The 23,220-nt window shown below is 58.4% G+C and carries 22 protein-coding genes, 2 tRNA genes and 2 rRNA genes; 13 read left to right on the top strand and 13 right to left on the bottom strand.

Annotated features, from left to right (window positions below):
* The first annotated feature begins 1 nt into the window (after nucleotide 1).
* A complete protein-coding gene (locus WCT10_03610) occupies nucleotides 2-646 on the top strand; it encodes a hypothetical protein (protein MFA6603899.1) in 645 nt (214 codons plus the stop codon).
* 524 nt (nucleotides 647-1,170) lie between these two features.
* On the opposite strand, the gene WCT10_03605 is transcribed toward WCT10_03610, so the two are convergent.
* The 4 genes from WCT10_03605 to WCT10_03590 form a co-directional block, all read right to left on the bottom strand.
* Nucleotides 1,171-1,245: transfer RNA gene (locus WCT10_03605), tRNA-Arg, on the bottom strand.
* Nucleotides 1,246-1,569: 324 nt separating this feature from the next.
* On the bottom strand, nucleotides 1,570-2,634 hold the full coding sequence (locus WCT10_03600) for a peptidoglycan bridge formation glycyltransferase FemA/FemB family protein (protein ID MFA6603898.1): 1,065 nt from the start codon (nucleotides 2,632-2,634) through the stop codon (nucleotides 1,570-1,572).
* Between the two features lie 15 nt (nucleotides 2,635-2,649).
* The gene (ruvA, locus tag WCT10_03595) at nucleotides 2,650-3,207 is read right to left on the bottom strand and encodes a Holliday junction branch migration protein RuvA (protein MFA6603897.1); all 558 of its coding nucleotides are present in this window, start codon (nucleotides 3,205-3,207) and stop codon (nucleotides 2,650-2,652) included.
* A 113-nt stretch (nucleotides 3,208-3,320) separates the two neighbouring features.
* A complete protein-coding gene (locus WCT10_03590) occupies nucleotides 3,321-6,770 on the bottom strand; it encodes a class I tRNA ligase family protein (GenBank protein MFA6603896.1) in 3,450 nt (1,149 codons plus the stop codon).
* Nucleotides 6,771-6,913: 143 nt separating this feature from the next.
* Between WCT10_03590 and WCT10_03585 the strand changes: the two genes are divergently transcribed.
* The 9 genes from WCT10_03585 (at nucleotide 6,914) to WCT10_03545 (ending at nucleotide 13,414) form a co-directional block, all read left to right on the top strand.
* Nucleotides 6,914-7,402, top strand: coding sequence for an RpiB/LacA/LacB family sugar-phosphate isomerase (locus tag WCT10_03585; protein MFA6603895.1), 489 nt, complete (start codon nucleotides 6,914-6,916; stop codon nucleotides 7,400-7,402).
* Nucleotides 7,390-8,040, top strand: a complete 651-nt coding sequence (locus WCT10_03580) for a ribulose-phosphate 3-epimerase (protein MFA6603894.1) — start codon at nucleotides 7,390-7,392, stop codon at nucleotides 8,038-8,040. The genes WCT10_03585 and WCT10_03580 overlap by 13 nt, the downstream gene beginning before the upstream one ends.
* Nucleotides 8,037-8,249, top strand: coding sequence for a hypothetical protein (locus WCT10_03575; GenBank protein ID MFA6603893.1), 213 nt, complete (start codon nucleotides 8,037-8,039; stop codon nucleotides 8,247-8,249). The genes WCT10_03580 and WCT10_03575 overlap by 4 nt, the downstream gene beginning before the upstream one ends.
* Before the next feature lie 106 nt (nucleotides 8,250-8,355).
* Nucleotides 8,356-9,237, top strand: a complete 882-nt coding sequence (locus WCT10_03570; GenBank protein MFA6603892.1) for a transketolase — start codon at nucleotides 8,356-8,358, stop codon at nucleotides 9,235-9,237.
* An 18-nt stretch (nucleotides 9,238-9,255) separates the two neighbouring features.
* Entirely contained in the window at nucleotides 9,256-10,215 is a 960-nt protein-coding gene (locus tag WCT10_03565; protein ID MFA6603891.1) for a transketolase C-terminal domain-containing protein, read from the top strand.
* A 3-nt stretch (nucleotides 10,216-10,218) separates the two neighbouring features.
* Complete coding sequence (locus tag WCT10_03560) at nucleotides 10,219-11,169, top strand: class II fructose-bisphosphate aldolase (GenBank protein ID MFA6603890.1); 951 nt, start codon at nucleotides 10,219-10,221, stop codon at nucleotides 11,167-11,169.
* 76 nt (nucleotides 11,170-11,245) lie between these two features.
* Nucleotides 11,246-12,226, top strand: a complete 981-nt coding sequence (locus tag WCT10_03555) for a carbohydrate kinase family protein (protein ID MFA6603889.1) — start codon at nucleotides 11,246-11,248, stop codon at nucleotides 12,224-12,226.
* Between the two features lie 69 nt (nucleotides 12,227-12,295).
* Entirely contained in the window at nucleotides 12,296-12,652 is a 357-nt protein-coding gene (locus WCT10_03550; GenBank protein MFA6603888.1) for a hypothetical protein, read from the top strand.
* A gap of 9 nt (nucleotides 12,653-12,661) precedes the next feature.
* Nucleotides 12,662-13,414 carry a TIGR00730 family Rossman fold protein gene (locus WCT10_03545; GenBank protein ID MFA6603887.1) on the top strand — a complete coding sequence of 251 codons (753 nt, stop codon included), beginning with the start codon at nucleotides 12,662-12,664 and terminating at the stop codon, nucleotides 13,412-13,414.
* A gap of 106 nt (nucleotides 13,415-13,520) precedes the next feature.
* Here the strand turns inward: WCT10_03545 and WCT10_03540 are convergent, their stop codons facing one another.
* Nucleotides 13,521-14,015, bottom strand: a complete 495-nt coding sequence (locus tag WCT10_03540; protein MFA6603886.1) for a hypothetical protein — start codon at nucleotides 14,013-14,015, stop codon at nucleotides 13,521-13,523.
* A gap of 2 nt (nucleotides 14,016-14,017) precedes the next feature.
* Nucleotides 14,018-14,091, bottom strand: a tRNA-Ala gene (locus WCT10_03535).
* 547 nt (nucleotides 14,092-14,638) lie between these two features.
* Between WCT10_03535 and WCT10_03530 the strand changes: the two genes are divergently transcribed.
* From WCT10_03530 to WCT10_03520, 3 genes are all read left to right on the top strand, one after another.
* Nucleotides 14,639-16,006 (top strand): hypothetical protein, encoded by a 1,368-nt coding sequence (locus tag WCT10_03530; protein ID MFA6603885.1) that lies wholly within the window; start codon nucleotides 14,639-14,641, stop codon nucleotides 16,004-16,006.
* Between the two features lie 14 nt (nucleotides 16,007-16,020).
* Nucleotides 16,021-16,761, top strand: coding sequence for a helix-turn-helix domain-containing protein (locus WCT10_03525; GenBank protein MFA6603884.1), 741 nt, complete (start codon nucleotides 16,021-16,023; stop codon nucleotides 16,759-16,761).
* Between the two features lie 399 nt (nucleotides 16,762-17,160).
* A complete protein-coding gene (locus WCT10_03520; GenBank protein MFA6603883.1) occupies nucleotides 17,161-17,346 on the top strand; it encodes a hypothetical protein in 186 nt (61 codons plus the stop codon).
* Nucleotides 17,347-17,722: 376 nt separating this feature from the next.
* Here WCT10_03520 and WCT10_03515 read toward each other — a convergent pair whose 3' ends face one another.
* The 7 genes from WCT10_03515 to WCT10_03485 all read right to left on the bottom strand — a co-directional run.
* The gene (locus WCT10_03515) at nucleotides 17,723-19,030 is read right to left on the bottom strand and encodes an endonuclease Q family protein (GenBank protein ID MFA6603882.1); all 1,308 of its coding nucleotides are present in this window, start codon (nucleotides 19,028-19,030) and stop codon (nucleotides 17,723-17,725) included.
* 138 nt (nucleotides 19,031-19,168) lie between these two features.
* Entirely contained in the window at nucleotides 19,169-19,912 is a 744-nt protein-coding gene (locus WCT10_03510; GenBank protein ID MFA6603881.1) for an HAD family hydrolase, read from the bottom strand.
* A gap of 63 nt (nucleotides 19,913-19,975) precedes the next feature.
* Nucleotides 19,976-20,959 carry a uridine diphosphate-N-acetylglucosamine-binding protein YvcK gene (yvcK, locus tag WCT10_03505; GenBank protein MFA6603880.1) on the bottom strand — a complete coding sequence of 328 codons (984 nt, stop codon included), beginning with the start codon at nucleotides 20,957-20,959 and terminating at the stop codon, nucleotides 19,976-19,978.
* 5 nt (nucleotides 20,960-20,964) lie between these two features.
* Nucleotides 20,965-21,711 (bottom strand): helix-turn-helix domain-containing protein, encoded by a 747-nt coding sequence (locus tag WCT10_03500; GenBank protein MFA6603879.1) that lies wholly within the window; start codon nucleotides 21,709-21,711, stop codon nucleotides 20,965-20,967.
* Between the two features lie 123 nt (nucleotides 21,712-21,834).
* On the bottom strand, nucleotides 21,835-22,038 hold the full coding sequence (locus WCT10_03495; GenBank protein ID MFA6603878.1) for a hypothetical protein: 204 nt from the start codon (nucleotides 22,036-22,038) through the stop codon (nucleotides 21,835-21,837).
* A gap of 604 nt (nucleotides 22,039-22,642) precedes the next feature.
* Nucleotides 22,643-22,761, bottom strand: a 5S ribosomal RNA gene (rrf, locus tag WCT10_03490).
* A 71-nt stretch (nucleotides 22,762-22,832) separates the two neighbouring features.
* A 23S ribosomal RNA gene (locus WCT10_03485) occupies nucleotides 22,833-23,220 on the bottom strand; the annotation flags it as partial.

Below are 23,220 nucleotides of genomic sequence, written 5' to 3'. Positions count from 1 at the left end.
TATGCCCACAAGTTCGCTCGGACGACTGAAAAAATCCAAAAACTATCCCTTTCCGATCTTGTTCGCCAGGTCGACAAGCTGGCTGTTCTGGCTAACCGCGGCGGCGATCTTCAGCTGGTGGATCTATATCTTAGCCATCTCCTCAGGATCATCGACCGTAAAATCGATCAAAAAAAATATCTCGGGGCCGCCGAAACTGATCGAGTATTCCATCACCGATCCGCTTATAGCCGTCGACGTCTACCGCGTGCCGATACGAACCCTATTCCCAATAGCAAACTTGGTCGAAAATTCCCGCCTGTGCCGCAAGGCCCAGACCGAAGAATACTTCCGGAAATTGATCCAAACCTTCGCCCAGGAAGACGGCCAAGTCTATGCTTTTCGTTATCTCGGCGACGTCAGCGATAACGGTCTCTTGCCGATTGTGGTCATTCCGAACCGGCCGCAATACCGAAACCTGACGGCTTTCAAGAAAGACTTCAACGTCTGCGTCTCCGGTGGACGTTATCCCTACGAAGTGACCGAGAACTGGCTGATGTACATGGAAGATTGTCCTGCGCACGATCGTCGCTCCCAAAATATTGCTGGCTGTGATCTGATCAGATCAGAACTCACTAAGAACAATAACCTGAAACTCATCAAGTAACCGACGAGATCAAATCAAACTAAAACAGCAGCCTTGTGGCCGCTGTTTTTTCTTTTATAGTCTCCGTGACTGTCAGAACAATACTTACAACCCCACATAGCTCAAACCGCAGTTTGAGCGACGTGGGGTGGTGCGCCCGCTAACCACCCTCCGCCAAAGCTGCGGGTGGCAAAGAATCGAACTTGGATCTCAAGCTTCGGAGGCTCGCATTCTATGGCCCAGTCCGGTCGCTAAACGACCGGATATTATGGACACGCGGCTAAGGCCGCTACTTTTGGCCGCAAGCCCGCATATCTTTTCCTTATTATATCAAGCGGGCTTAGGCCCAGTCCGGTTGCGCAGCGACCGGACACAAAGAACACGCGGCGGAGGCCGCCACCTCTGGCCGCAAGCCCGCCCTGGTCCCCGCACGAAGTGCGGGGCGGGCTTATCCGTTGCCCCGCCACTTATATTTACTTCGAGGAAGGCGGGGTCCCGCCAAAGGCGGGAAACTAAAAAACAGCATTCGTGATGCTGTCCTTTAGTGGTGCGCCCGCTAAGAATCGAACTTAGATCTCAAGCTTCGGAGGCTCGCATTCTATCCGTTGAACTACGGGCGCACAAAAAATCGACGACTTCCGTCTACTGATGGGGTTTTAAAGATCGCATTCTACGGCTCAGTCCGGTTGCGCAGCAATCGGACATTATAGACACGCGGCTAAGGCCGCCACCTCTGGCCGCAAGCCCGCATATCTTTTCCTTATTATATCAAGCGGGCTTAGGCTCAGTCCGGTTGCGCAGCAATCGGACATTATAGACACGCGGCTAAGGCCGCCACCTCTGGCCGCAAGCCCGCATATCTTTTCCTTATTATATCAAGCGGGCTTATCCGTTGTACTACGGGCGCACGGATCTGAAATGACGGATGCCCCGCCACTTATTTGTCAAACGTTCTTGAATCTCTTCGCGAACCGATAGAGATTATACCAAAGTCCGCTTATCGGCAACTCCCAGGCTCCCAGATACGACTCACGACGGCCGCCGAAGCCGCGCTTGAACCGGGTGATGCCGGCCCAGGGATGCTCCGGATCGTCCGTCGGCGCCACGCCCCAAAAGTCGTATTTGGCGAATCCGCGGGCCTTGGCTTCCTGGATCAGCTTCCAGTGCAGCAGGTACGGCGCCATGTACTGGCGCAGCCGGCTGGAAGAGGCGCCGTGCAGATAAGTCACGGTATCGCCGTATTCAGCGACGATCGCCGCGGCGGCCGGCTCTCCTTTATATAATGCGAAGACCAGCCGCACCTTGAGGCCGCCGTCTTTTTTCGGCGACAGGACGTCGAGCATGGTCTCGTAATAAGCCTGCGAGTGGGTGTGGAACTTGTCGCGCTCCGAAGTTTCGGCGAGCAGACGCCAGAATGTTCCGACCTCCTGGCGAAAGACATGAGCGTTCTCATGAACAGCCTCGCGCACCTCGACCCCGTGTTTCGCGGCGAGACGGATATTATAACGCGTCTTCGGATGCATGGCCGCGAGCAATTCCTCCTCGCTCAGATCAAGATCGACGATAGAAGTATCCGCTGGCTGGAGCGACTTGGCGTAACGGAAACCCAGACTCTCCAGTTCGGGAATACTGACCGGACCGCCGGTCTGCGGATACGGCAGCTCGACGCGGGCGAAGATGCAACCTTCGCGCTGAGCCGCTTCGCGCAAGGCGCCGACGAACGAACCGAAACGACCGAGATCGAAAACGCCTTCACGCGCTAGCACTGGGCCGCGCGGAACATAAGCATAAGCCGCGCCCAGCGGCAGCGCGTGGCGGAGCACCAAGAACTGGACCGAGGTTTCGCCATCGTCGGGAGAACCGGTCGCCGAAGGCTCGGCGATCTGATAGCGGAAAGCGGTCCGGCCGGCGGCTTCCTGGAACCTGGACCAGCCCCAGGATTGCAGAAAACATCCGCCGTTCGCCTGAACGAAAGCGTCCCAGGATCCCTCATTGCGCGCAGCGAGCATCGGCACAATCAACGCTCACTTCTTGCCGAGTCCGCGGAGCGCCGCGCGCAGCCGCCCCTCGACCGTCGCTTCATCGGCGGACACGCGATTGACCGCTTCGCGAGCTTGCTCCCGGCTATAACCGAGATTCACGAGCGCTGTCAACACCTCGTCTTCCACGTCGCCGCGGCCGGCTTCCACGAGCTTGCCCTTGAGTTCCAGCACGATCTTCTGCGCGGTCTTGCGGCCGACGCGCGGCACGCGCGACAACATGTCGATGTCGCCGCGTTCGATCAGCCGCTCGATTTCCGTGATCGCGCCGAGCGCCAGGATATTCAAAGCCATTCTCGGACCGACGCCGGAAACGGCGACTAATTTATGGAACATGGCCAACTCCTGCCGATCCTGAAAACCATAAAGGTCGTGGGCATCCTCGCGGAGATGTTCGTACGTCCAGTAATCCGCTTTCGCTCCGACTTTAGCTTTCTCCAAAGCGGCGGCGGCCAGATAGACCTGATAACCCAAACCGCCAGCCTCGACCACGACGAAATCGCCGCCCTTATGAGTGATCTTGCCGGTGATGGTGATGAGCATACGGAAGTATGGGAGTTGGGGAGAGACGGAGTCAGGGAGTTTGTGAGAGTGCGGGAGAATCGATGTTCTTCCATGACTCCGTCTCTCCCTGACTCCGCTACTCCTTCAGCCTATCAGACTTTATTGATGCCGAGCCAGACCTTCTCGCCGGCGACCTCGAGCTCGCGGTTGCCGAGTTCGCCAGAGGAACCGACCGCGATATCCGCGGCCAGCACGTCTTTGAGCAAGCTCTCGCGATGTTCGGCAAAGACCTGCGGCCAGAATTCGCCGGTGGCATTCCAATTCAAGACGATGCGATCATGCACCGTGAGTCCAGCGGTCTTGCGCAGGTCGTTGATGTTGCGGACGAGTTCGCGGACCGCGCCTTTGCGGCGGAGTTCCGGCGTGATGTTGGTGTCGAGTTCGACCGCGGCATCTTTCGCCTCCTTGATCACCTCGGACTCGACCGCTTCGACGTTGAGTTCCACGGCCACGATCTCTTTCATCCACTGGTCGAAAACCTGGACCGAACGGACCGTCGCTTTGGCGAGTGCCTGGCGCACCGGAATGCCGGCGACAGCGCGCTTCTCGAGTCCGAGCGAAGCGGCCTGGCGCACGAACTCCATCTTGGTGCGCAAGGTCGCGTCTTCAAGCGACTTCAGCGTCGGCCACGCGTCCAAGTGGACCGAAGCCAGCGGCCCGCCAACCTCGGCGTACAGTGCCTCGGCCAAGAACGGCGTGAACGGCGCCATGAGCCGAGACAGCGTCAAAAGCACGTAACCCAGCGTTTCTACGGCTGCCTGGCGCTCCGTCGGCTCGCCCTTGAAACGGTCGCGGCTGCGGCGCAGGTACCAGGTGGACAGGCTGTTGATGAAGTCGCCCAGGCTGCGGCAGGCGTCGACGACCTGGTAACTCTCCAGTCGTCCGGTGAGCTGCGAGCCGAGTTCGGCCAGTTCCGCCAGGATCCAGCGGTCGAGTTCGTTCTGCGAAGCCGGCGATGCGTCGGTCGCACGCGCTTTCTCCCCGGCATACATCTGCCAGAAAGTCAGGACGTTCCAGAGGATCAGGAAAACTTTCTTCGTCACCTCGTCGAGCGACTTCTCGTCGAAACATTTCGGTTCGCCCGGCTGGTTCACGGTGAAGAAATGATAACGGATGGCGTCGGCGCCGTACTTGGAGATCATCAGCCAGGGATCGACGACATTGCCCTTGGACTTGGACATCTTCTGGCCTTTGGCATCGAGCACGTGGCCGAGGCAGATGACGTTCTTGTAGGGCGGCGTCGGCTTGTCGAGCAGGGTCGAGACCGCGAGGAGGGTGTAGAACCAGCCGCGGGTCTGATCGATGGCTTCGGAGATGTAGTCGGCTGGGAAATTCCGGCCCTGGTCGATGCGTTCGGCGTTCTCGAAGGGGTAGTGCCATTGCGCGAACGGCATGGCGCCCGAGTCGAACCAGCAATCGAGAACCTCGGTCGACCGTTTCATGGCGCCAGAACATTTGGGACACGCGAGCGCCGCCTCATCGACATAGGGGCGGTGCAGATCGATGCGGCCCTGATCGTCGCGCGGCAGGCCATCCGGCCGGAACTCGCTGAACGCGCCGACGGCGTTATACCGCCACGTCAATGTCTCTTCGTCGCTCGCGCCGCCGAATCCGGAATCCAGCATCCAGATCGGATCGCCGTGGCTCACGATCAGGATTCGCTGGCCGGAATATTTCGCTTCCAGTTCTTTGACGAACGCGACCAAGCGACGGCGGCAGTCGCGCAGATTCTCGCCGCCGACGGCCGGCTTGTCGAAACGTTCCAGTTTGCTCGCGAATTGCGCGTGGAATTCCGCGATGGTTTTGCCGTTGGCCTCGCCGACGCCAAGCTCGCGCAGGCGCGGATCATAAACGACCGGCAAGCCAAGCTCCGCGGCGATGATCTCGGCGGTCTCTTTGGTGCGCAGCAGGTCGGAGGCGAAAATCAGATCGATGCCATGCTGCTTCAATTCCTTGGCGGCAACCTGGACCTGTTCGCGTCCCTGAGCCGTCAGATGCCATTCTTTAAGCTCCGGATACGAGCTCACCACGTTCGCAACGTTATTCTCGGCCTCGCCGTGGCGCTGCAGATAATAAGTATTGCCCGGACGCGCGAGCTTCTTCATCTCTTCCATGCCGCCGATGGTCAGGCGTTCCTGACACGACTCGCAGCGCCAGATCGGCAGCGGCGTCCCCCAATAACGCTCACGGGACAGCGCCCAATCCTTGACCTCGCGCAGCCACTCGCCGAAACGGCCGTCGCGGATGTGATCCGGGACCCAGTTGATCGCCTGGTTGTGCTGTTGCAGTTTCTCGCGCAACTCGGACATCCGGATGTACCAGGAATTCTTGGCGTAATACAGGAGCGGCGTGCCGCAGCGCCAGCAGAACGGGTAGGCGTGGCGATAGGTCTCGGATTTGTAAAGCAGGCCGCGCGCGGTGAGATCAGCTTTGACGTCCTCGTCGGCCTTCTTGATGAACCTGCCTTTGCCCGGAGCCTCGGCCAGCATCATGCCGGTCGAATCGACCGTGAGCAGAGTCGGCAGCTTGGCCGCTTCGCCCAGACGCGCGTCATCCTCGCCGAACGCCGGCGCGATGTGGACGATGCCGGTGCCGTCGGTCGTCGAAACGAAACCAGCCGCATAAACTTTGTAGGCGTTCGCGAGACGTGAAGATTCAGCGGCCGCGGTGAACGCCTTGGCGGTGTCATAAAGCGGCTGGTACGCGATGCCGACCAGCTGCTCCCCGGTCTTTTCCGACAAGATATCGTACTCGCCGTCGAGACTGACAAGCCTGTCTTTAGCCAAAATATAGGTCTCGCCCGTCGCTTTCATCTTCACCTCGGCATAGGTCACGGCCGCGCCGACAGCGAGAGCGTCATTGCCCGGCAGCGTCCACGGCGTCGTGGTCCAGACGAGGAAGTAGCGCTTGGCCGCAGCATCGATCGGAAACTTCACGTAGACCGACTGATCGTCGACATCCTTGTAGCCCTGCGCCAACTCGTGCGATGACAGCGAAGTCACGCAGCGCGGGCAGTGCGGCGTCACGCGATAACCTTGGTACAACAAACCCTTGCGATCGATCTCCTTGATGATCGACCAGAGCGACTCGATGTAATCGTTGGTGTAAGTGATGTAGGGATGTTCGAGATCGACCCAGAACGCGATGCGCTTCGTCATCTGCTGCCAGATGTCGAGATACTTCCAGACCGACTCCTTGCACTTGGCGTTGAAGTTGGCGATGCCGAACTCCTCGATCTGTTTCTTCTGCGTGAATCCGAGCTGTTTCTCGACCTCGAGTTCGACCGGCAGGCCATGCGTGTCCCAGCCGGCCTTGCGGTCGATCTTGTGTCCCTGCATGGTGCGGAAACGCAGGATGACGTCCTTGAACGACCGCGCGAGCACATGATGAATGCCCGGCTTGCCGTTGGCCGTTGGCGGCCCCTCGAAAAAAACGAACGACTTTCCCTGGTCCGGCTTGTTCAGGACCTGGCGGAAAACGTCTTTTTCGTCCCATTTTTTCAGTTGCTCCTCTTCGATCGATGGTAGATGAAATTTCGCCATATGAAGCCAATTATAAGCAGATATCGGATAAAAGTAAACCATCGGACGGGGCGCGCCTAATTTTACCGTCAGACCGGCTTAATGACGCGCCCGGGCTGATTATGATAGAATTATAATATAGAAGCAGCTAAAGACTCATCGACATGGCCGCCAAAAAACGAACGATCTATCTCGCCAGCGATCATGCCGGCTTCAAGCTCAAGGAAGCGGTCGTGGTTTTTTTGCGCGGCCAGGGCCACGAAGTGCGCGACTTAGGCGCTTTTTCCGCTGAACCGAGCGATTATCCCGACTTCATCATCCCAGCGGCCGAAGCCGTGGCGAAGTCCCGCGGCAAGAGCGTCGGCATCTTCTTCGGCGGCAGCGGCATCGGCGAATGCCTGGCCGCGAGCAAGGTGGCCGGCATCCGCGGCGCCCTGGTCTATGACGCCTACTCGGCCAAATTCTCCCGCGAACACAACGACGCCAACGTGATGTGCCTCGGCGCCCGCACGCCGAGCGGTCGCGTCTCGACAGCGCTGCGCCTGATCAGACTCTGGCTGGCGACGTCTTTCTCCGATTCCGCGCGCCATCGCCGGCGTCTGAAACAGATCCACGACTACGAACAACGCGGCCGTTGCTTATGCCGCAAGTGATTCCCGCCATCCTCGCCCGGACCGAGGAAGAATTCATCGCCAAGATCGAAAAGATCCGCCCGCTCGGAGTCATGGTCCAAATCGACGTCATGGACGGCCGCTTCGTGCCGAACACCACCTGGGCCGACCCGGAAAAGATCCCTGGATTGCTCAAAGGAATCCCGTTCGAAGCACACCTCATGGTCGACAACCCGGAACACATGGCCATTGTCTGGCTCGCAGCCGGCGCCGCGCGGGTCTTTTTCCATATCGAAGCGACCGAACGCGAGGAGCTGATCCTGCGCTCAGCTGACAAGGAATCCGGCAAGGTCGGCATCGCCATCAACCCCGACACGCCGCTCTCGCGGATCACGCCGATGCTCGACAAGATCAAGAACGTCCTGATCATGGGCGTAAACCCCGGAGCCAGCGGCCAAACCATGTTGCCGATCACGCTCGACAAGATCGAAGCTCTGAAAGTCATCCGTCCGGCCCTGAATATTTCCATTGACGGCGGCGTCAATCTCGAAACAGCCCCCAAACTCATCCGAGCCGGAGCCGACTGCCTGGTCGCGGCCAATGCGCTCACCAACAGCCCGGATCCCGCGGCCGCTCTCGCCGAACTGAAACGGATCGTCCAGGAAAATCAAAAGCTATGAAAAACGCCAACTACAACCTGGTGAAGATGCTGCTGCAGAAACTCGACGACACTTGGCGCATCGAAAAACATTACTGCGCGGACGCCAAAGAGATGGACTGTCCGGATTGCATCGCCTTGTTCGAAAAGATCCTCGGCGAAGACGAGAAGCAGGCCGAACTCCTGCGGGCCGAACTCGCCAAACATATCCATAAGAAAAAGTTCGACTGATCCGGAAAATATCGCGACGCCCGCCTCGGCGGGATTTTTTGTACCCGCGCGGCGGCTATACCGCAACGCTGAAAAATGATATAATTTAAGCGGCATTAAGGCCGTTATGGCTTCTCCCAACCAAAAAAAAATCGTCGAATTAAGCCAAAAAGCCAGCCGCATCCGCCAGTTGGTGATCTCTATGCTGGCTGAGGCTGGCTCTGGCCACCCCGGCGGATCCCTGGGCATGGCCGATATTTTCGCGGCCCTGTATTTTCACATCCTGAAACACGATCCGAAAAAACCGGACTGGCCGGACCGCGACCGCCTGATACTTTCGAACGGCCACATCTGCCCGGCGCGCTACGCGGCCATGGCGCTGGCCGGTTATTTTCCCGAACGCGAGCTCCTGACCCTGCGGCGCCTGGGTTCGCGGCTGCAGGGGCATCCGGAACGCGAACGCTTGCCAGGGCTCGAAAGCACCTCCGGTCCTCTCGGAGCCGGCCTGGCGCAAGCCGCCGGCCTGGCGCTGGCTGCCAAAATGGACCGCAAAACCTGGACGACTTGGTGCCTAACCTCGGATGGCGAACACGACGCCGGCCTGCACTGGGAAGCCGTGCTTTTCGCCGGCGCCAACAATCTGAATAACCTGATCTGCGTGGTCGACCGCAACCGCATCCAACTTGATGGCGAAACTGAAACGATCATGCGCCTCGAACCGCTCCGTGAGAAATACCTCGCTTTCAATTGGAACGTGATCGACGTTGACGGACATGATCTGCCTTCGATCATCCAAGCGCTGGAAACAGCGAAAACTTCGCGCCAGCGTCCGACGGCGATCATCGCCCGAACGACTCTCGGCAAGGGCGTCAGTTTCATGGAGGATGATTTCCACTGGCATGGCGAAACGCCGACGTGCGAGCAGGCTGACCAGGCGCTCGCGGAACTCCGAAAAGACGCCGCCAAGCCTTACCAGGCCAAACCCAAGCCTGGTTCCGACCTCATTTAACGCTGACCCGGTCATTTTGTGAGACCCCAAGCCAAAAAAGAACAAGTCCTGAAAGCCACGCGCGACGGATTCGGCGAAGGTCTGGTTCTGGCCGCGCGCCAGGATCGGAAGATCATAGGCCTCTGCGCCGACGTCACTGATTCGGTGCGCATGGCGGCTTTCAAGAAAGAATTCCCCGAGCGTTTCGTCCAGCTCGGCGTCCACGAACAACTGCTCGCCGCGCTCGGAGCCGGCTTGGCGCTCGGCGGCAAAATCCCGTTCGTCGCCGCCTACGCCGCCTTCTCCCCCGGCCGCGCCTGGGAACAGATCCGCACCAACATCTGCATCAACAACGCCAACGTGAAGATCGTCGGCTCGCACGCCGGGCTCGCGACCGGACCGGACGGCGCCACGCACCAGTCTCTCGAAGACATCGCCACGATGCGCGTACTCGCCAACATGACCGTCATCGTCCCCGCCGACGCCGTTGAAGCCCGGCAAGCGACGCTCGCGGCGGCCACACATGTCGGACCGGTCTACCTCCGGCTCAGCCGGGAAAAATCGCCGGTCTTCACGTCCGCGGCTTCGAAATTCCGGATCGGCCAAGCCCGGCAGCTCCGCGACGGCCGCGACTGTGCCATCATCGCCTGCGGCCCGCAGGTCGCCGCCGCCCTCGAAGCGGCTGACGCGCTCGCCCGAAAAGGCATCGGCTGCCTGGTCCTGAACAGCCACACCATCAAACCGCTCGACGAAAAAGCCGTCGTGGCCGCGGCCGCCAAATGCGGCGCCGTCGTCACGGTCGAGGATCACCAGATCATCGGCGGCCTGGGCTCGGCCGTCGCCGAAACCCTGGCACGCGAACTCCCGACGCCGATCGAATTCGTCGGCGTACAGGACCGCTACGGCGAATCCGGATCGGGTCAAGAACTCTGGTCCAAATTCGGACTCGATGCCGCGGGCATCAAAAAAGCCGTCTTAAAAGCCCTCAAGAGAAAGTGACCTATGCTCTGCAGCGCGAAAAAGATCCTGGTCGCCGCCGATAAAGGTTGCTACGCCGTCGGCGCTTTCAACGTCAACAATCTGGAGATCCTGCAGGCGGTCATCGAAGCGGCTGTCGAGGAAAAATCTCCGGTCATCATCCAGACGAGCGAGGGCGCGATCGAATACGCCGGCCTGGATTATCTTCTGGCTCTGATGCGGGTCGCCGCCGCCACGCCGGTTCCGGTCGCCATTCACCTCGACCACGGCAAGGACCTGAAGCTCATCAAAAAAGCGATCGCCGCCGGTTATACCTCCGTGATGTTCGATGGCTCGCTGCTGCCGTATAAAGAGAACGTCGCCAAGACGAAACAGGTCGTCGCCTGGGCGAAAAAGAAAAAAGTTTCGGTCGAGGCGGAGATCGGCGCCATTAAAGGCGTGGAAGACCTGGTCAGCGTCGAGGAAAAACAGGCTTTTTTCACCGACCCGCAACAGGCCGCGGACTTCGCCCGAGCGACCGGCTGTGATTCGCTGGCCATCTCCATCGGCACGGCCCACGGCGCTTTCAAATCCAAGATCGCGCCCGAACTCGACATCGAACGGCTGAAAAAGATCGACGCACTGGTCAAAATTCCGCTCGTCCTGCACGGCGCCTCGGGCGTCTCGCCGGAACTGGTCGCCAAGACCAAAGAACATTGCGCGGAACTCGGAGATTGCGACCGGCTTGACGGAGCTGTCGGCATCCCGGACTCCGAGATCAGCCGGGCGGTAGCGAACGGCATCAGGAAGATCAACATCGATTCCGACCTGCGCATCGCTTTCACCGCCGGTCTGCGCGAGGCTGTTCTGCTGAACCACAAGACCATCGACCCGCGCGCGCTCCTGGCGCCGTCGAAAAAACTGATGAAAGAAGTCGCGCGCCATAAAATGGAACTGTTCGGCTCCCAAGGCCGGGCTGGCAAGATGAAAAAATGAGAGTGCGGAAGTGGAGAAGTGCGGGAGAGTCGGTCTCCCCAACTCCCCCACTCCCCAACTCCCCCACTCCAACCATATGTACGATGTCATCACTTTCGGCTCTGCCACTCGCGATGTCTTCATCAGAAGCTCCGCCCTCGAGATCATCGAGAGCGACGACGCGACCCACACCATGGAGGGCTGCTTTCCGCTCGGCGCCAAGATCGAGATCAACAACCTGGTGCTCGAGACCGGCGGCGGCGCGACTAACGCGGCCACGACCTTCAGCCGCCTCGGCTACAGCACCGCGATCGTGAGTTCCGTCGGCAACGATGATGGCGGCCGGGCGGTGCTCGAGACGCTCCGTTCGGAACGGATCTCGACCGGCTTCATGCAGACCGATCGCGACGACCAGACGGCTTTTTCAGCGATCATTCTGACCGGCACCGGCGAACGGACCGTACTTGTCTATCGCGGCGCTTCGGAAATGATCTCGGCCAAACTCATCCCTTGGCAGTACATCGGCGCCAAATGGTTCTATATAACCTCCCTCGGCGGCAAATTGGCGCTCATGGAAAAAACACTGAACTTCGCCAAAAAGAACGGCATCAAGGTCGCCTGGAATCCCGGCACCAAAGAACTCCGGCACGGCCTCGACCGGCTGACCCCGCTCATCCGCAAAACCGACGTTTTCAACCTGAACGTCGAGGAGGCGATGCTGCTCACCGGACGACGCGATCGCGATATCGCCGCGCTCCGGGACGCGCTCCGCGGCCTACCGCGCCAGGCGCTCATGATCACCGATGGCAAGAATGGCGCTTACGTAGCTAACCACAAAGACAGCTGGCACGTCGCGGCCATGAACGTCAAACACCTCAATGTCACAGGAGCTGGCGATGCTTTCGGTTCGGGTTTCGTCGCCGGACTGATGAAAAAAGACGACCTGCGCTACGGCCTGGCCGTCGGTATCTGGAACGCTTCCAGCGTCATCCAACAGATGGGCGCCAAGCGCGGCATCATCAACAATTATCCTTCGGCCGGCGTACTGAAACGGATCAGTATCGATCTGTGGAAGTGACCACGCTCCAGCACGAGAACAACACAAGCCGGTCGACACTGAACAATGACCAACCTTAGCCCCAGGATTATGGAACACACCGAGCGCTGCCTCTGCGGCCAACGCGAACTCGTCTTCACTTCGGAATTCAAAGGCGACACGGTCACCAAGATCTACTGTCCGGACTGCGTCAACCGGGCTCCGGGCGACGCCATCATCTTCGAACTTTGCGAATCCGGCGAATTCAGCGGCATCTGGGGCGTGGTCTATAACCGCGGCGAACTGAAGCGGCTCGACGCCGCCTTCCGCGATCAGGACGAATATTTCCTCAGCCTGCTCATCTCCGGAACATGCGGCCCGAAGATCGCGCGAAGTTACGGCGCGGCCGGACTCTGCCGGATCTTCGGCTTCAAAAGCAGCTCGACGGCCGGATCTGATAACGATTAAATACGACCTATGAAAAAAAAGGCCTCCAAAAAGAAACTGCCCAAGACGCTGACTCGGGCCCAGGATCTCAACGTCCCGGCTTCCGAGCTGCCGGTCTTCGAACACGAGGCTGACTTCCGCAATTCCTTCCACTGGCGCGTGTTGCGCATCATGGCCGAATTCGTCGACGGCTGGAATTTCCTCGCCGACGTCAAAAAAAGCGTGACGATTTTCGGTTCAGCGCGCTTCCCGAAGAAGAACCGCTGGTATCAGGAGGCTCGCAAACTCGGGCGGCTCCTGGCTGACAAAGGCTACAGCGTCATCACGGGCGGCGGTCCGGGCATCATGGAAGCGGCCAACATGGGCGCGAGCGAAGGCGGCGGTCCGGGCGACTCTTTCGGACTCAACATCAAGCTGCCGTTCGAGCAGCGGGCCAACCCGTTCGTCGAAAAAGGCGTCAGCTTCCACTATTTCTTCGTCCGCAAAGTCATGCTCGCCTACTCCGCCCAGGCCTACGTCTACATGCCCGGCGGCTGGGGCACGTTCGACGAACTGACCGAGATTATCACCCTGATCCAGACCAAAAAGATCTCGGCCAAGATCCCGATCATCCTGGTGGGCAAAGAATTCTGGTCGCCGTTCCTAAAGTGGGTCGACGAGATGGTGCAGGAGCGCTATCAGGCCGTATCGGCGAGCGACAAAAAACTCTATCGGCTGGTGGACACGGCCGAAGAGGCTCTGAAAATCATCGAACAGTCGCCGCGCCGCACGGAATTCGGCTAGGCGGGGACGCACATCAACAAAAAAATGGCTTATTTTAGCGCCGCCATTTCCACCCCGGGACAGTCCCCAAAAACACGCCTGATCGGGCGTGTTTTTTGATCTCGGTCTAGAAGTTCCAGCGGTAGATCGTCATGACGCGCCGGACCGGCTTGCCGGCGCGGACGCCGTAGGTCCAATGATGTTCGGCCGGCAGGCGCGCGCGAGTGCTGTTGCTGACCGCGACGCCGGGCGCGATCAAAAATCCGATATGTTCATGATTGCCGTCCTGGCCGACGACCGCTTCCCAGACCAGGATGTCGCCCGGCCGCGCCGTCTTCACTGGCCGCCAGCCGCTCTGTTCCAGGTCCCGGACCGCGCCACCAACGGTCGTGTGCTGTTCTTTGATCAATCCGAAAATACGCAGGACCGAAGTGACGAAAAATGCGCAGGACAAGCGCCCGCCCCGGGTCAGATCAACAGCTCGGCCGGCTGCGCGTCCACAGGAATTGCGGAACATTTTGGTTCCGACGCTGTTCCTGATGACCGCGAGATAGGTCGAGCGGAGATCGAAGGTCAGTTTTTTGGACTTTGGATTCATGATCTTGATAATGCACTTCATCATTTTGGTGGACCCTGTGGGAATCGAACCCACGTCTCCCGGATGCAAACCGGGTGCTCTGCCATTAAGCTAAGAGCCCAAGGGTCCGCCAAAATGATCAAGTATCTCGTCCTTTTATAGTTTCTGAAAGTGCTCGTCAAAACGGCTGCTCTACGACGCGGTTCAGTCGCGCCAGCGACTGAACACTACGAATGCGCGGCTAAGGCCGCCACCTCTCGGCGCAAGCCGCACAACCACGGCTTCCCGTTAAGCTACAGGCCCAGGTCCACCAGAATTATCGAGGATCTCGTTCGTTTTATTTATTCTGAATGTTCTCGTCAAACCGGGTGCTCTATGACGCAGTTTAGTCGCGCTAGCGACTGAACACTACAGATGCGCGGCTAAGGCCGCCACCTCTCGGCGCAAGCCGCACAACCGCGGCTTCCCATTAAGCTAAGAGCCCAAGGGTCCGCCAAAATGATCAAGTATTTCGTCCATTTTATTTGTACTGAATGTACCCGTCAAACCGAATCATCCAACGCTTAGGATACCTTTAGCTCCAAGGCCGGTCAATATGGATTTTTGACCTAAAATATGGTAAAATTTTAAGTATCAAACATGAATTACCCGTGCTGAATAAAAAATATATGGAAAAATGCCGTTATTGCGGCGGCGTCGGCAGACACGAGAACGAGTGTCCGGCCATGCCGGAAGCTGCCTCCGAAACCGCCGATAAAACCGGTCTGGAGACCGAAGCTACGCCGGAAAAAGAAAGACGGATCGACGCGGCGCTCGAAGACCTGCTCGAACTGCACCTGGTCAAACTTGGCGAGGGCAATAATGGCGTCATCCTGAAATTCGACGAAAACGAGCTGCCTACGGAGATCTTCGAAGAACTCAAGGCTTGCGACATCATCCTGGGACCGGACCAGGCCACCAAGATCATCAAGATCTACCATGGCGGCGTCGGCAAGCGCGAGTACGACCTTCAGTGCCGCGCCCGTGAGATCGCCGAACTGAAGGCTGACGATCCAGACTATGCCAGCGTGCCGCGCGCTTACTTATACCGCGACCTGCCGATCACCAAAAAATCGGTCCGGGACCGCCTGCGCAACCTGACCAAGGAGGATCTGCCGACGGATCGCGTCGAACTGTTCATGATGGACCTGATCAAAGGCGACGATCTCGCGATCGGACTGTATAAAGAGATCATCAGGCGCCATCCGAAGACCATCCACCTCGCAGCCGATGTCGACTCCATGCGCTTCGAAGACCTGATGCAGACCGTGAGCGAGATCCTACAATTCAACGCACCCGGCGGTAAGGCCAAAGATCCGGCCGCGCGCGACTTCGAAGAGACCAAGGTCTTCAGCGAGAACTCGGAGAAGATCTTCCGTTTCCTGGGCGAATCCGGCTTCCGAGTCGACTCGGCGATCATCACGCAGATCAAGAACACCATGGACCTGTTCCATCAGAACGGTCTCGCCTACCGCGACGCCCACCACCGCAATTTCCTAATCCGGGGCGGGATCGAACAGCCGCCGGCCGGCTCCGCGTCCGAACGACCCAAAGTCTTCATCATCGACTACGGCAACGCCGTGGAATTCGACCAGGAATATTCCGACGACCTGCTGGTCGAGGGAACGAAGCGCTACCCCGATGACCACGCGGTCGTCCGTACGCTCGAAAAAATGAACGCTTTCGAGACCCGACACGCCAAGGTCAATAAAGATATCCGCGAATTCCACGGCCGCCTCATAAAAAGCAAAAATGCTAAATGGCTGGAATTCACCAACCGCTTCCAACCCGGATCCGCGGTTGATCTTGACCGGGTTTACGCCGCAACCCCGAACCTGACGAGCAACCGCGCCGAGAACTTCGCGGCCGTCGCCATCGAACTCATAAACAAGGAGCTCATCACCGCCCAGGACATCAAAGATTTCATCGAGAAAAAAGCTTCCTCCTTGCCGCCGCCCGAGCGCAATCTGCTCCTCGACTTCACCAAGAGCCTCTAACAGCCGCGCTGACTATGAAAGACGCCTCACCAATTCTGCGCTCCCTCGGCCTTCTCGATTCCGAGATCAAGACCTACTTGGCGGCGCTGGAACGCGGCCCAAGTCCGGCTCTCGACCTGGCCAAACACGCCAAACTCTCCCGCCAGGCCATCTATCTGGCCATCGACTCGCTCACCGAGCGCGGTCTGATGTCCAGTTTTCTGCGCGGTAAAAAACGGTTCTACGCTTCCGAAGAGCCGGGCAAACTCCTGTCTTACGCCAAGCGACACGAAGCCGAAATCAAAGACAAGATCGCGGACCTGGAACGCCTGCTGCCGGATCTCGAACTCCAGGCCGGCGGTGAAAAACCGATCGTGAAAGTGTTTGAGGGCAAAGAAGGGCTGAAGTCGATCATCGAAGATATCCAGGGTTCGGCGGCCAAAGAATCCTACGAAATCTCCGACCTGGAGGCTTTATACAAAGTCCTGACCGCCGAAGACCTGAAAGAGATGCGGCTGAACCTCAAACACCGCGGCCGCCGGGTGCGCGGCATTTACGCCGGCAAAGCCACGGGCAATATCGTGCAGTCCGACCGGAAATACCTACCTTTGGAAAAAGGCGGCTTCAAAGCCAACATCGGCATCTACGGCAACCGAATCGTGCTCGTGACGTTCGAAGGCAAGATGTACTCGGTCATCGTGGACAGCAAACCTCTCGCCCGGGCGCTCTGGATCCTGTTCGAATACGCTTTCCAGGGACTCGGCGGCAAACACTGACTTCGATATCAAAAGACCGGCCACTGGCCGGTTTTTTGGTAAAAAAAGAGGCGGCCTTACGGAAAGGACGCGCCCTTTTCGTTTTCGGCCACCCGCTGTGAGTGGAAACAAGATGCCTGGGAAAAGAACTTGTCGTTTTTATTTCTCAACCTCCACCCATAGAACACCTCCCGTCCGTATCTGGTCTGAGTTCCTCTGCTGGAATGACGCGCGATGTAACGAAGAAATATAACACAACGAGGCCGATTTGTCAACCCGGCACTGGACGTTTTTTCACCACCCGCCAGTTTATTTTACAGTGCTGTCCATGGCGTATCCGCCTTAACTTGGCAAATTTTGACTTTTGCCGTCAGGAAGCCGAAGATGAATCTATTGTTCCTTCAACCCGGGAGTTGTTCCATGGCCAACAACAAACAATACTCAGCGACCATCGTCCGCGACAAGAAGGGCGCCTATCATATCCGCATCTCGAACAAGGGTCCGCAGACCGGCGGCGATGTCGAGGTTATCGAGATCCTCTATGGCGACGCCAGCGATGAGCTCGGAAAAAGAGCGGTCAAATTCATCAAGGGATACCGACCTTGATCACCGCCCAAAAAAAATCCGTCAGCAGCAACGATACCGCCGCGCCCGAGAGCGCGGTTTTTTTTGTTGACATCCGATTTTACGACACCCGGTCGACAAATTTTAACTGGGGCTTGACAGGGTACTTGCGCCGGGTATGAGAACCCGTGCTATCTTGAAAGTAGAGCCCTGGCCGCAAGGCTGGAATAAACCCGAAGGCGGAGAGGAGGACCCCTCGGGCTCCAAAATCATTGAGAATAGACGGGCCGCCATGAAGCCGCCAAAATCGGGCGGTTAAATGAGGAGGACGGCCAAGAGCAAAAATACGCTGCTCTTTTCTCAAAAATACGAAGGCGTCCGCACAAAAAGATGCGGACGTTTTCGTTTGTCCGGATCGTCAGATCAACAACCTGCTCTGCTGGTTCGACCCGGTCTTCTGATCCTCGAAGATTCTGACCTCGCCGAAGACGCCGTCGTAACCCGGACGGATGACCAGCTCGCCCCGGCGCATTCGCTGCATGGCCTCGGCCACTCTGGCGCCGCCGACCCGTTCGATGGTCTTAAGATCAGCATCAAGCAACACGTCGAATTCCGGTCCGATCTCGGAGACGAGTTTGCGCCACAGCGCGATCACGGCTTTGGTCCCCTTGCCTTTGTCCAGCACGCTGGCGACGACTTCTTCGAGCGGCACGATGCGCCGAAAATCAACGGCGGATGCCGGCCTGACGCCGTCCGGACGGTCGGCCAGGACTTCGACCCGGCCCAGAACGCCGCGCGTCAATTCCTTACCGCACTTCGGACACAGACCCTTGCGCTTCCGCGTTTCCGCCGGCTCGCAGAAAAAATCGCAGGCCCGATGGCCGTCGACATGATATTTCCCCTCTTCTGGAAAGAACTCGATGGTGTGGAGGAATTTCTTGCGGTCGCGCTGGCGAAAAATATCGGCGATCGCCCGATAGCTCGGCGCGGACAAGTCAAAGACATTGGCCTCGCGACCCAGATTCTTGAAACCGTGGGCGTCGGAATTGGAGACCAGCATGACGCCATCCAATTTCGAGAGCCGCCAATTCATCGGCGGATCGGACGACAGGCCGGTCTCGACGGCGTGGATCTCCGGCGTCAGTTCTTCGAAACATTCCTCGAGCGAATCGAACCCGGACTGCGAACCGAAGACCGAGAACCATGGCGTCCAGGCATGCGCCGGGATCATCAGGCTCCGCGGGTCGGCTTCCAATAAAATTTTCAGAAGTTCCTTGGCCGAGAGTCCCAGGATCGGACGGCCGTCGGACCTGAGATTGCATTCCAGCGCTTCCAGCTTGGCGTTCAGTTTTTTGACCGCGGCCAGATCCGGACAACACAGAACCAGGTGCAGCCGTCGCGTCCGGCCGCCCTGTTTATAGATGCAGGCGACCTCGGTCGACAGGAAAAACCTGACCGGCCGGCCGGCCAAGGCGCGCGGAGCGGCCTCATACGCCGAATCGCCGTCTTCCGCCGCATATTTAGCCTTAATCCTGAACAAGCCTTCCTCGGCCGGTTCCAATTTTTCCTCGATCTCCGCGAGCCATTTCGGATGCGTGAAATCGGCGGTGGCCAGGATATCGATGCCTTTGGCCGAACCCCAGGCAGCCAAATTCGAGAACGTCAAATTCCGCGAGCAAGCGCGGGAATATTTCGAATGAATGTGGAGATCCGCTATGTAACGCATAAGATACCGGAACCCCGTGAGCGGCGCAGCCGCTTTGCGGGGTGGAGATCCGCAATATATCTCATAAAACATCGACATCCCGCGAGCGGCGCAGCCGCTTTGCGGGGTGGAGATCAGCTATGTAACGCCTGCTGCATTCTAAAATTTGATCACGCTCCGCCGCTCGGCCGAAACCTCGCCGTCGCCCGGGACACCGAACTCTTCGGCGCTCTCCGGCGTATTCTCGGCCCGGCGCTCCAGATCGATCTCCCAGCCGGTCTCGGCGGCAAGTGCGGAAGCTACTCCGGCGATATCCTTGCCCTCCGGCAATTTCAGATCCTCCGGCACGGACTTCGGCCCGCATTTGAGGACGTACTTGAATTCCGGAGCGACCGCCATCATCTCCCGCATCTCCGCGCCATTGTCGTTCACGACGATGACCGGTTCGCCGCCCTCGGCGAGCGACCGCACGACGCCGACTTTCTTGTCTTCCGTCGCCACCACCTCGTCAAACAGGTCGGCGAGGCCGGAGTGCTCGATCTTGGCGCGCTGCCACTTCTCGTTGCCGAGCGTCATGAGCGCCAGCTTGCCGCCATGCCGCCGGAGTTCGGCCAGCAGTTCCCGCGATCCGGGATACAGATATTTTTCCGTCGAAGCCAGCACGTCGCCGATCCGGCGTCGGACCTCGGCGACAGCCTCCGGTCCGCCAAGATCAGCGCCGAGCATCTTTAATTGCACCTCGGGATCGTAATCGTAAACCTTGCCCTCGCGTTTGACGACGGCTCGATAAGTTTCCTCGTACCGCTCGCGGCTCACGCCCTGGGAGGTATAAGCCTCGGCCAAGGCCTCCTTGAATTTCGCGGTATCGAGCAGGGTATAGTCGAGATCAAACACTATTTTCATAACGCAAAAAGTGTACAACGGCCGACAGCTAATGGCCAATAGCTAACGGCTATCGGCTAAATGCTAGATCCCGCCCAGACAATTCTGGATGATGACCGCGGCCAGAACATCCGGGTCATGCCGGATGAGCGTCCGCTGGAGCGGATCGCCGGGTTTCTGGGCATAGATGCGCGAACTGATGAGATCGGCCGGCAGGGGTCGGAAGGCCACCTCGGAAAAATCCTCATCATCACTGGCGACGGCCACGAGCGACTTGCCCTCCTCGCCATAACGATCCAGGAGATGCGGTTCCGGCATCCGATTATTGAAAGTCACGAAGTTGACCCGCCCCTTGCCGATGAACCGCTCCACTTCGGCGACGTGATCGCCGACCGTGTAGCCGTCGGTATGTCCAGCCTTGTTCATCAGATTACAGTTATAGACCACGACCGCCGGCGACCGGCGGATCGCCTCGGGGATGCCTTTGACGAGCAGATTCGGCACGATGCTGCAGTAGAGATTGCCCGGACCGATGACGATACAATCGGCCGATTCGATGGCGCTCGCGGCTTTGGGATTGGCATAAGCCTCGGGTTCGAGACGCAGCGTCTGTTTGTCTTCGACGGCGATGGAATTGATCGCGTCCTCGCCGCAGACCCGGCTCGGCCCGCCGCCGCAGACCAGGTTGACGTTCCTAGTCGTCACCGGGATGACCTCGCCGCGGACCGCGAGCACGAGGCCCGCCACCCGGACCGCCTCCTCGAAGCTGCCGGTGATCTTTTCGAGCGCCGACAGGAACAGATTGCCGAAATTATGCCCCTTGATCGCGCCCTGGTCGAAACGGTAATTGAACAAGTCGCGCATGATGACGCCGGATTCGGAGAGCGCCACGAGGCACTGCCGGATGTCGCCGGGCGGCAGAACGCCGAGTTCGTCGCGCAAGGCGCCGGTGGACCCGCCGTCGTCCGCCATGGAAACAATGGCCGTGAGATGAACGGGATATTTTTTGAGGCCGGTGAGCAGGGTGAATTGTCCGGTGCCGCCGCCGATGGTCACGATGGATTTCATATAGGTCAGGCGGGAAGAGAATCCCAAAGATGATCGAAAATCAGACGTTCCGTGACCGCGAGGTTCGCATCCTCGATGATCACGCCGTGCGGCAGGTCGTTCTGGCCGCGGGAAAAGAAAGCCACCTTATCGCCGAAGATGATGGAATACGTCGGCGCGCCCTCTTTCACGGACAACCAGCGCCGCTCGGCCAACGGCTGCTCTTCGCCGCCTGGACCGATGGCGATGACGCGGACGCGCAGCTGCCGCGCGATGCGCTCCTTGGTGAACTGGGGAAAATCCTTGTAAAGGAATTCGCGGAGCGAGAGCGACGAGTAGACCCGATACAGCTTGTCCGACTGTTCGGACATGGTCTGCAGCACGTCACGCAGGATGATGTTCACGCCCTTGGCCCCCTCGTAATACTTGGCCACCGGTTTCATGCCGCCATGCACGTACATGGATCGGAGTTCCGGCAGACCCTCGGCCAGCTGGCGGCGCAGCTCGGAGATCGACTGTTCGCGCCGCTCCACGACCTCGGCCAGCTTCTCCGGATCCTCGGCCATGAAGTACTGCTTCTTGTGCTTTTGGAAAAATCCGATCAGACCCTGGCGCTGCAATTCCTTGAGGATGTCATAGACGGTCCCGCGGTTGGTATTGGTATCGGTCGCGAGCTTGCGGACCGATGACGGACCGCCGGAAAGAAGCGCTAGATACACGCGCACTTCTTTATCATTGAAGCCGAGCTGATGCAAGATATGCGGTATTTCCATATGCGGAAAATATACCACAGTGTCAACTTTTCTCCTACAGATGACAAGAATAAGGCGATAATCCGTCACCTTGGACGTCTACAAAAAAGCCAACCTATCGGTTGGCTCCTGACGGTCAAGCCGTCAAAGCTGGATATGCACGACGCCGCGTTCGGTGTCGGCATCGTCCCGGCGCGGCTCGTCGTCCGGCGGCGACGGCGGCTCGGGCGGCGGCGCGTACGGACGCTCGTTCTCGCGCCGGCGACGTTCCTCCTCCTTGCGCTTCTCCTCTTCGATGATCTCCTCGGGAAAATCCTTGACCCAACCAGGCACGCGGATCTCGGGCATAGGCTGTCTCCTGTTTTAATCGCCGCGAGCCTTAGGGCTTCGGCCGGTCCCAAAAAAGACCTTTCCTCTGGAGTCAATCTAACAAAAATGCTGGAAATAAAAAAGCCCGCGCTGGGCGGATCATCAACCTTATAATAATGAAGAGGGGGGGGGTGCCAAGATGGCACCCCCGCAAAACAAGGACAAACACGATCCCGAAGGATCAACGATACGCAGATTAGCACATTTAACCGAAAATGTCAATCCTGCCCGCTCAGTTTTTAATCGCCGCGAGCCTTAGAGCTTCGGTCGGTCCCAAAAAAGACCTTTCGATATTCAATCTACTGGATCAGTAGAAGACGTGAAGAGTGGGCGGTATTTCCGGCAAGTCGCCCCGCTGGCGAGGCGCGGTGAACACCGCGACCGAGCCGTACTCGACGTACGGCGAGAGAGCGGCGGGGGCCCCGCAACAAAACCAGCGGGGATGAATTGCCGGAAATACAAAAAAAGCGCGGGGTTCCACCTTCCGTATTATAAACAAAATGATGGTGGCAAGTCTCATAAAGGACGGCTGAAGTGATGCCTCTGGTCTCACCAATTTTCGCGCAAATAAAAAAGCGCAGGGTTCCGGCGACCACCTACTTTCCCAGGACCGGGTTGGGTCCAAGTATCATCGGCCCTACGCTGCTTAACTTCCGTGTTCGGGATGGGAACGGGTGTGACCAGCGAGGATGTGTCACCAGAACTCTGCGCTTTTGGATGCAGAGAATTGGATCAGCAAGTTTTCGAAAGAAGAACGTCTTCGTGCTTCAGTGGTGATTGAGCGATGGCTTATTAGTACGGCTCGACTCAAACCCTTGCGGGCCTTACATCTGCCGCCTATCGACCAGATAGTCTCTCTGGAGCCTATGAAATCTAATCTTGGATGAAGCTTCGCGCTTATATGCTTTCAGCGCTTATCTTCGCCGAACGTTGCTACTCAGCAATGCCCCTGGCGGGACAACTGATACACAAGAGGTTCGTGCTTCTCGGTCCTCTCGTACTAGAGAAGCGTATCCTCAAATTTCTACGCCAGCAGTGGATAGGAGACCGAACTGTCTCACGACGTTCTGAACCCAGCTCACGTACCGCTTTAATTGGCGAACAGCCAAACCCTTGGGACCTTCTCCAGCCCCAGGATGCGATGAGCCGACATCGAGGTGC

The sequence above is a fragment of the Patescibacteria group bacterium genome (assembly GCA_041667185.1).
Classification (GTDB): Bacteria; Patescibacteriota; Patescibacteriia; order SG8-24; family SG8-24; genus JBAYFM01.
This window is presented reverse-complemented; position numbering and strand designations above follow the sequence as displayed.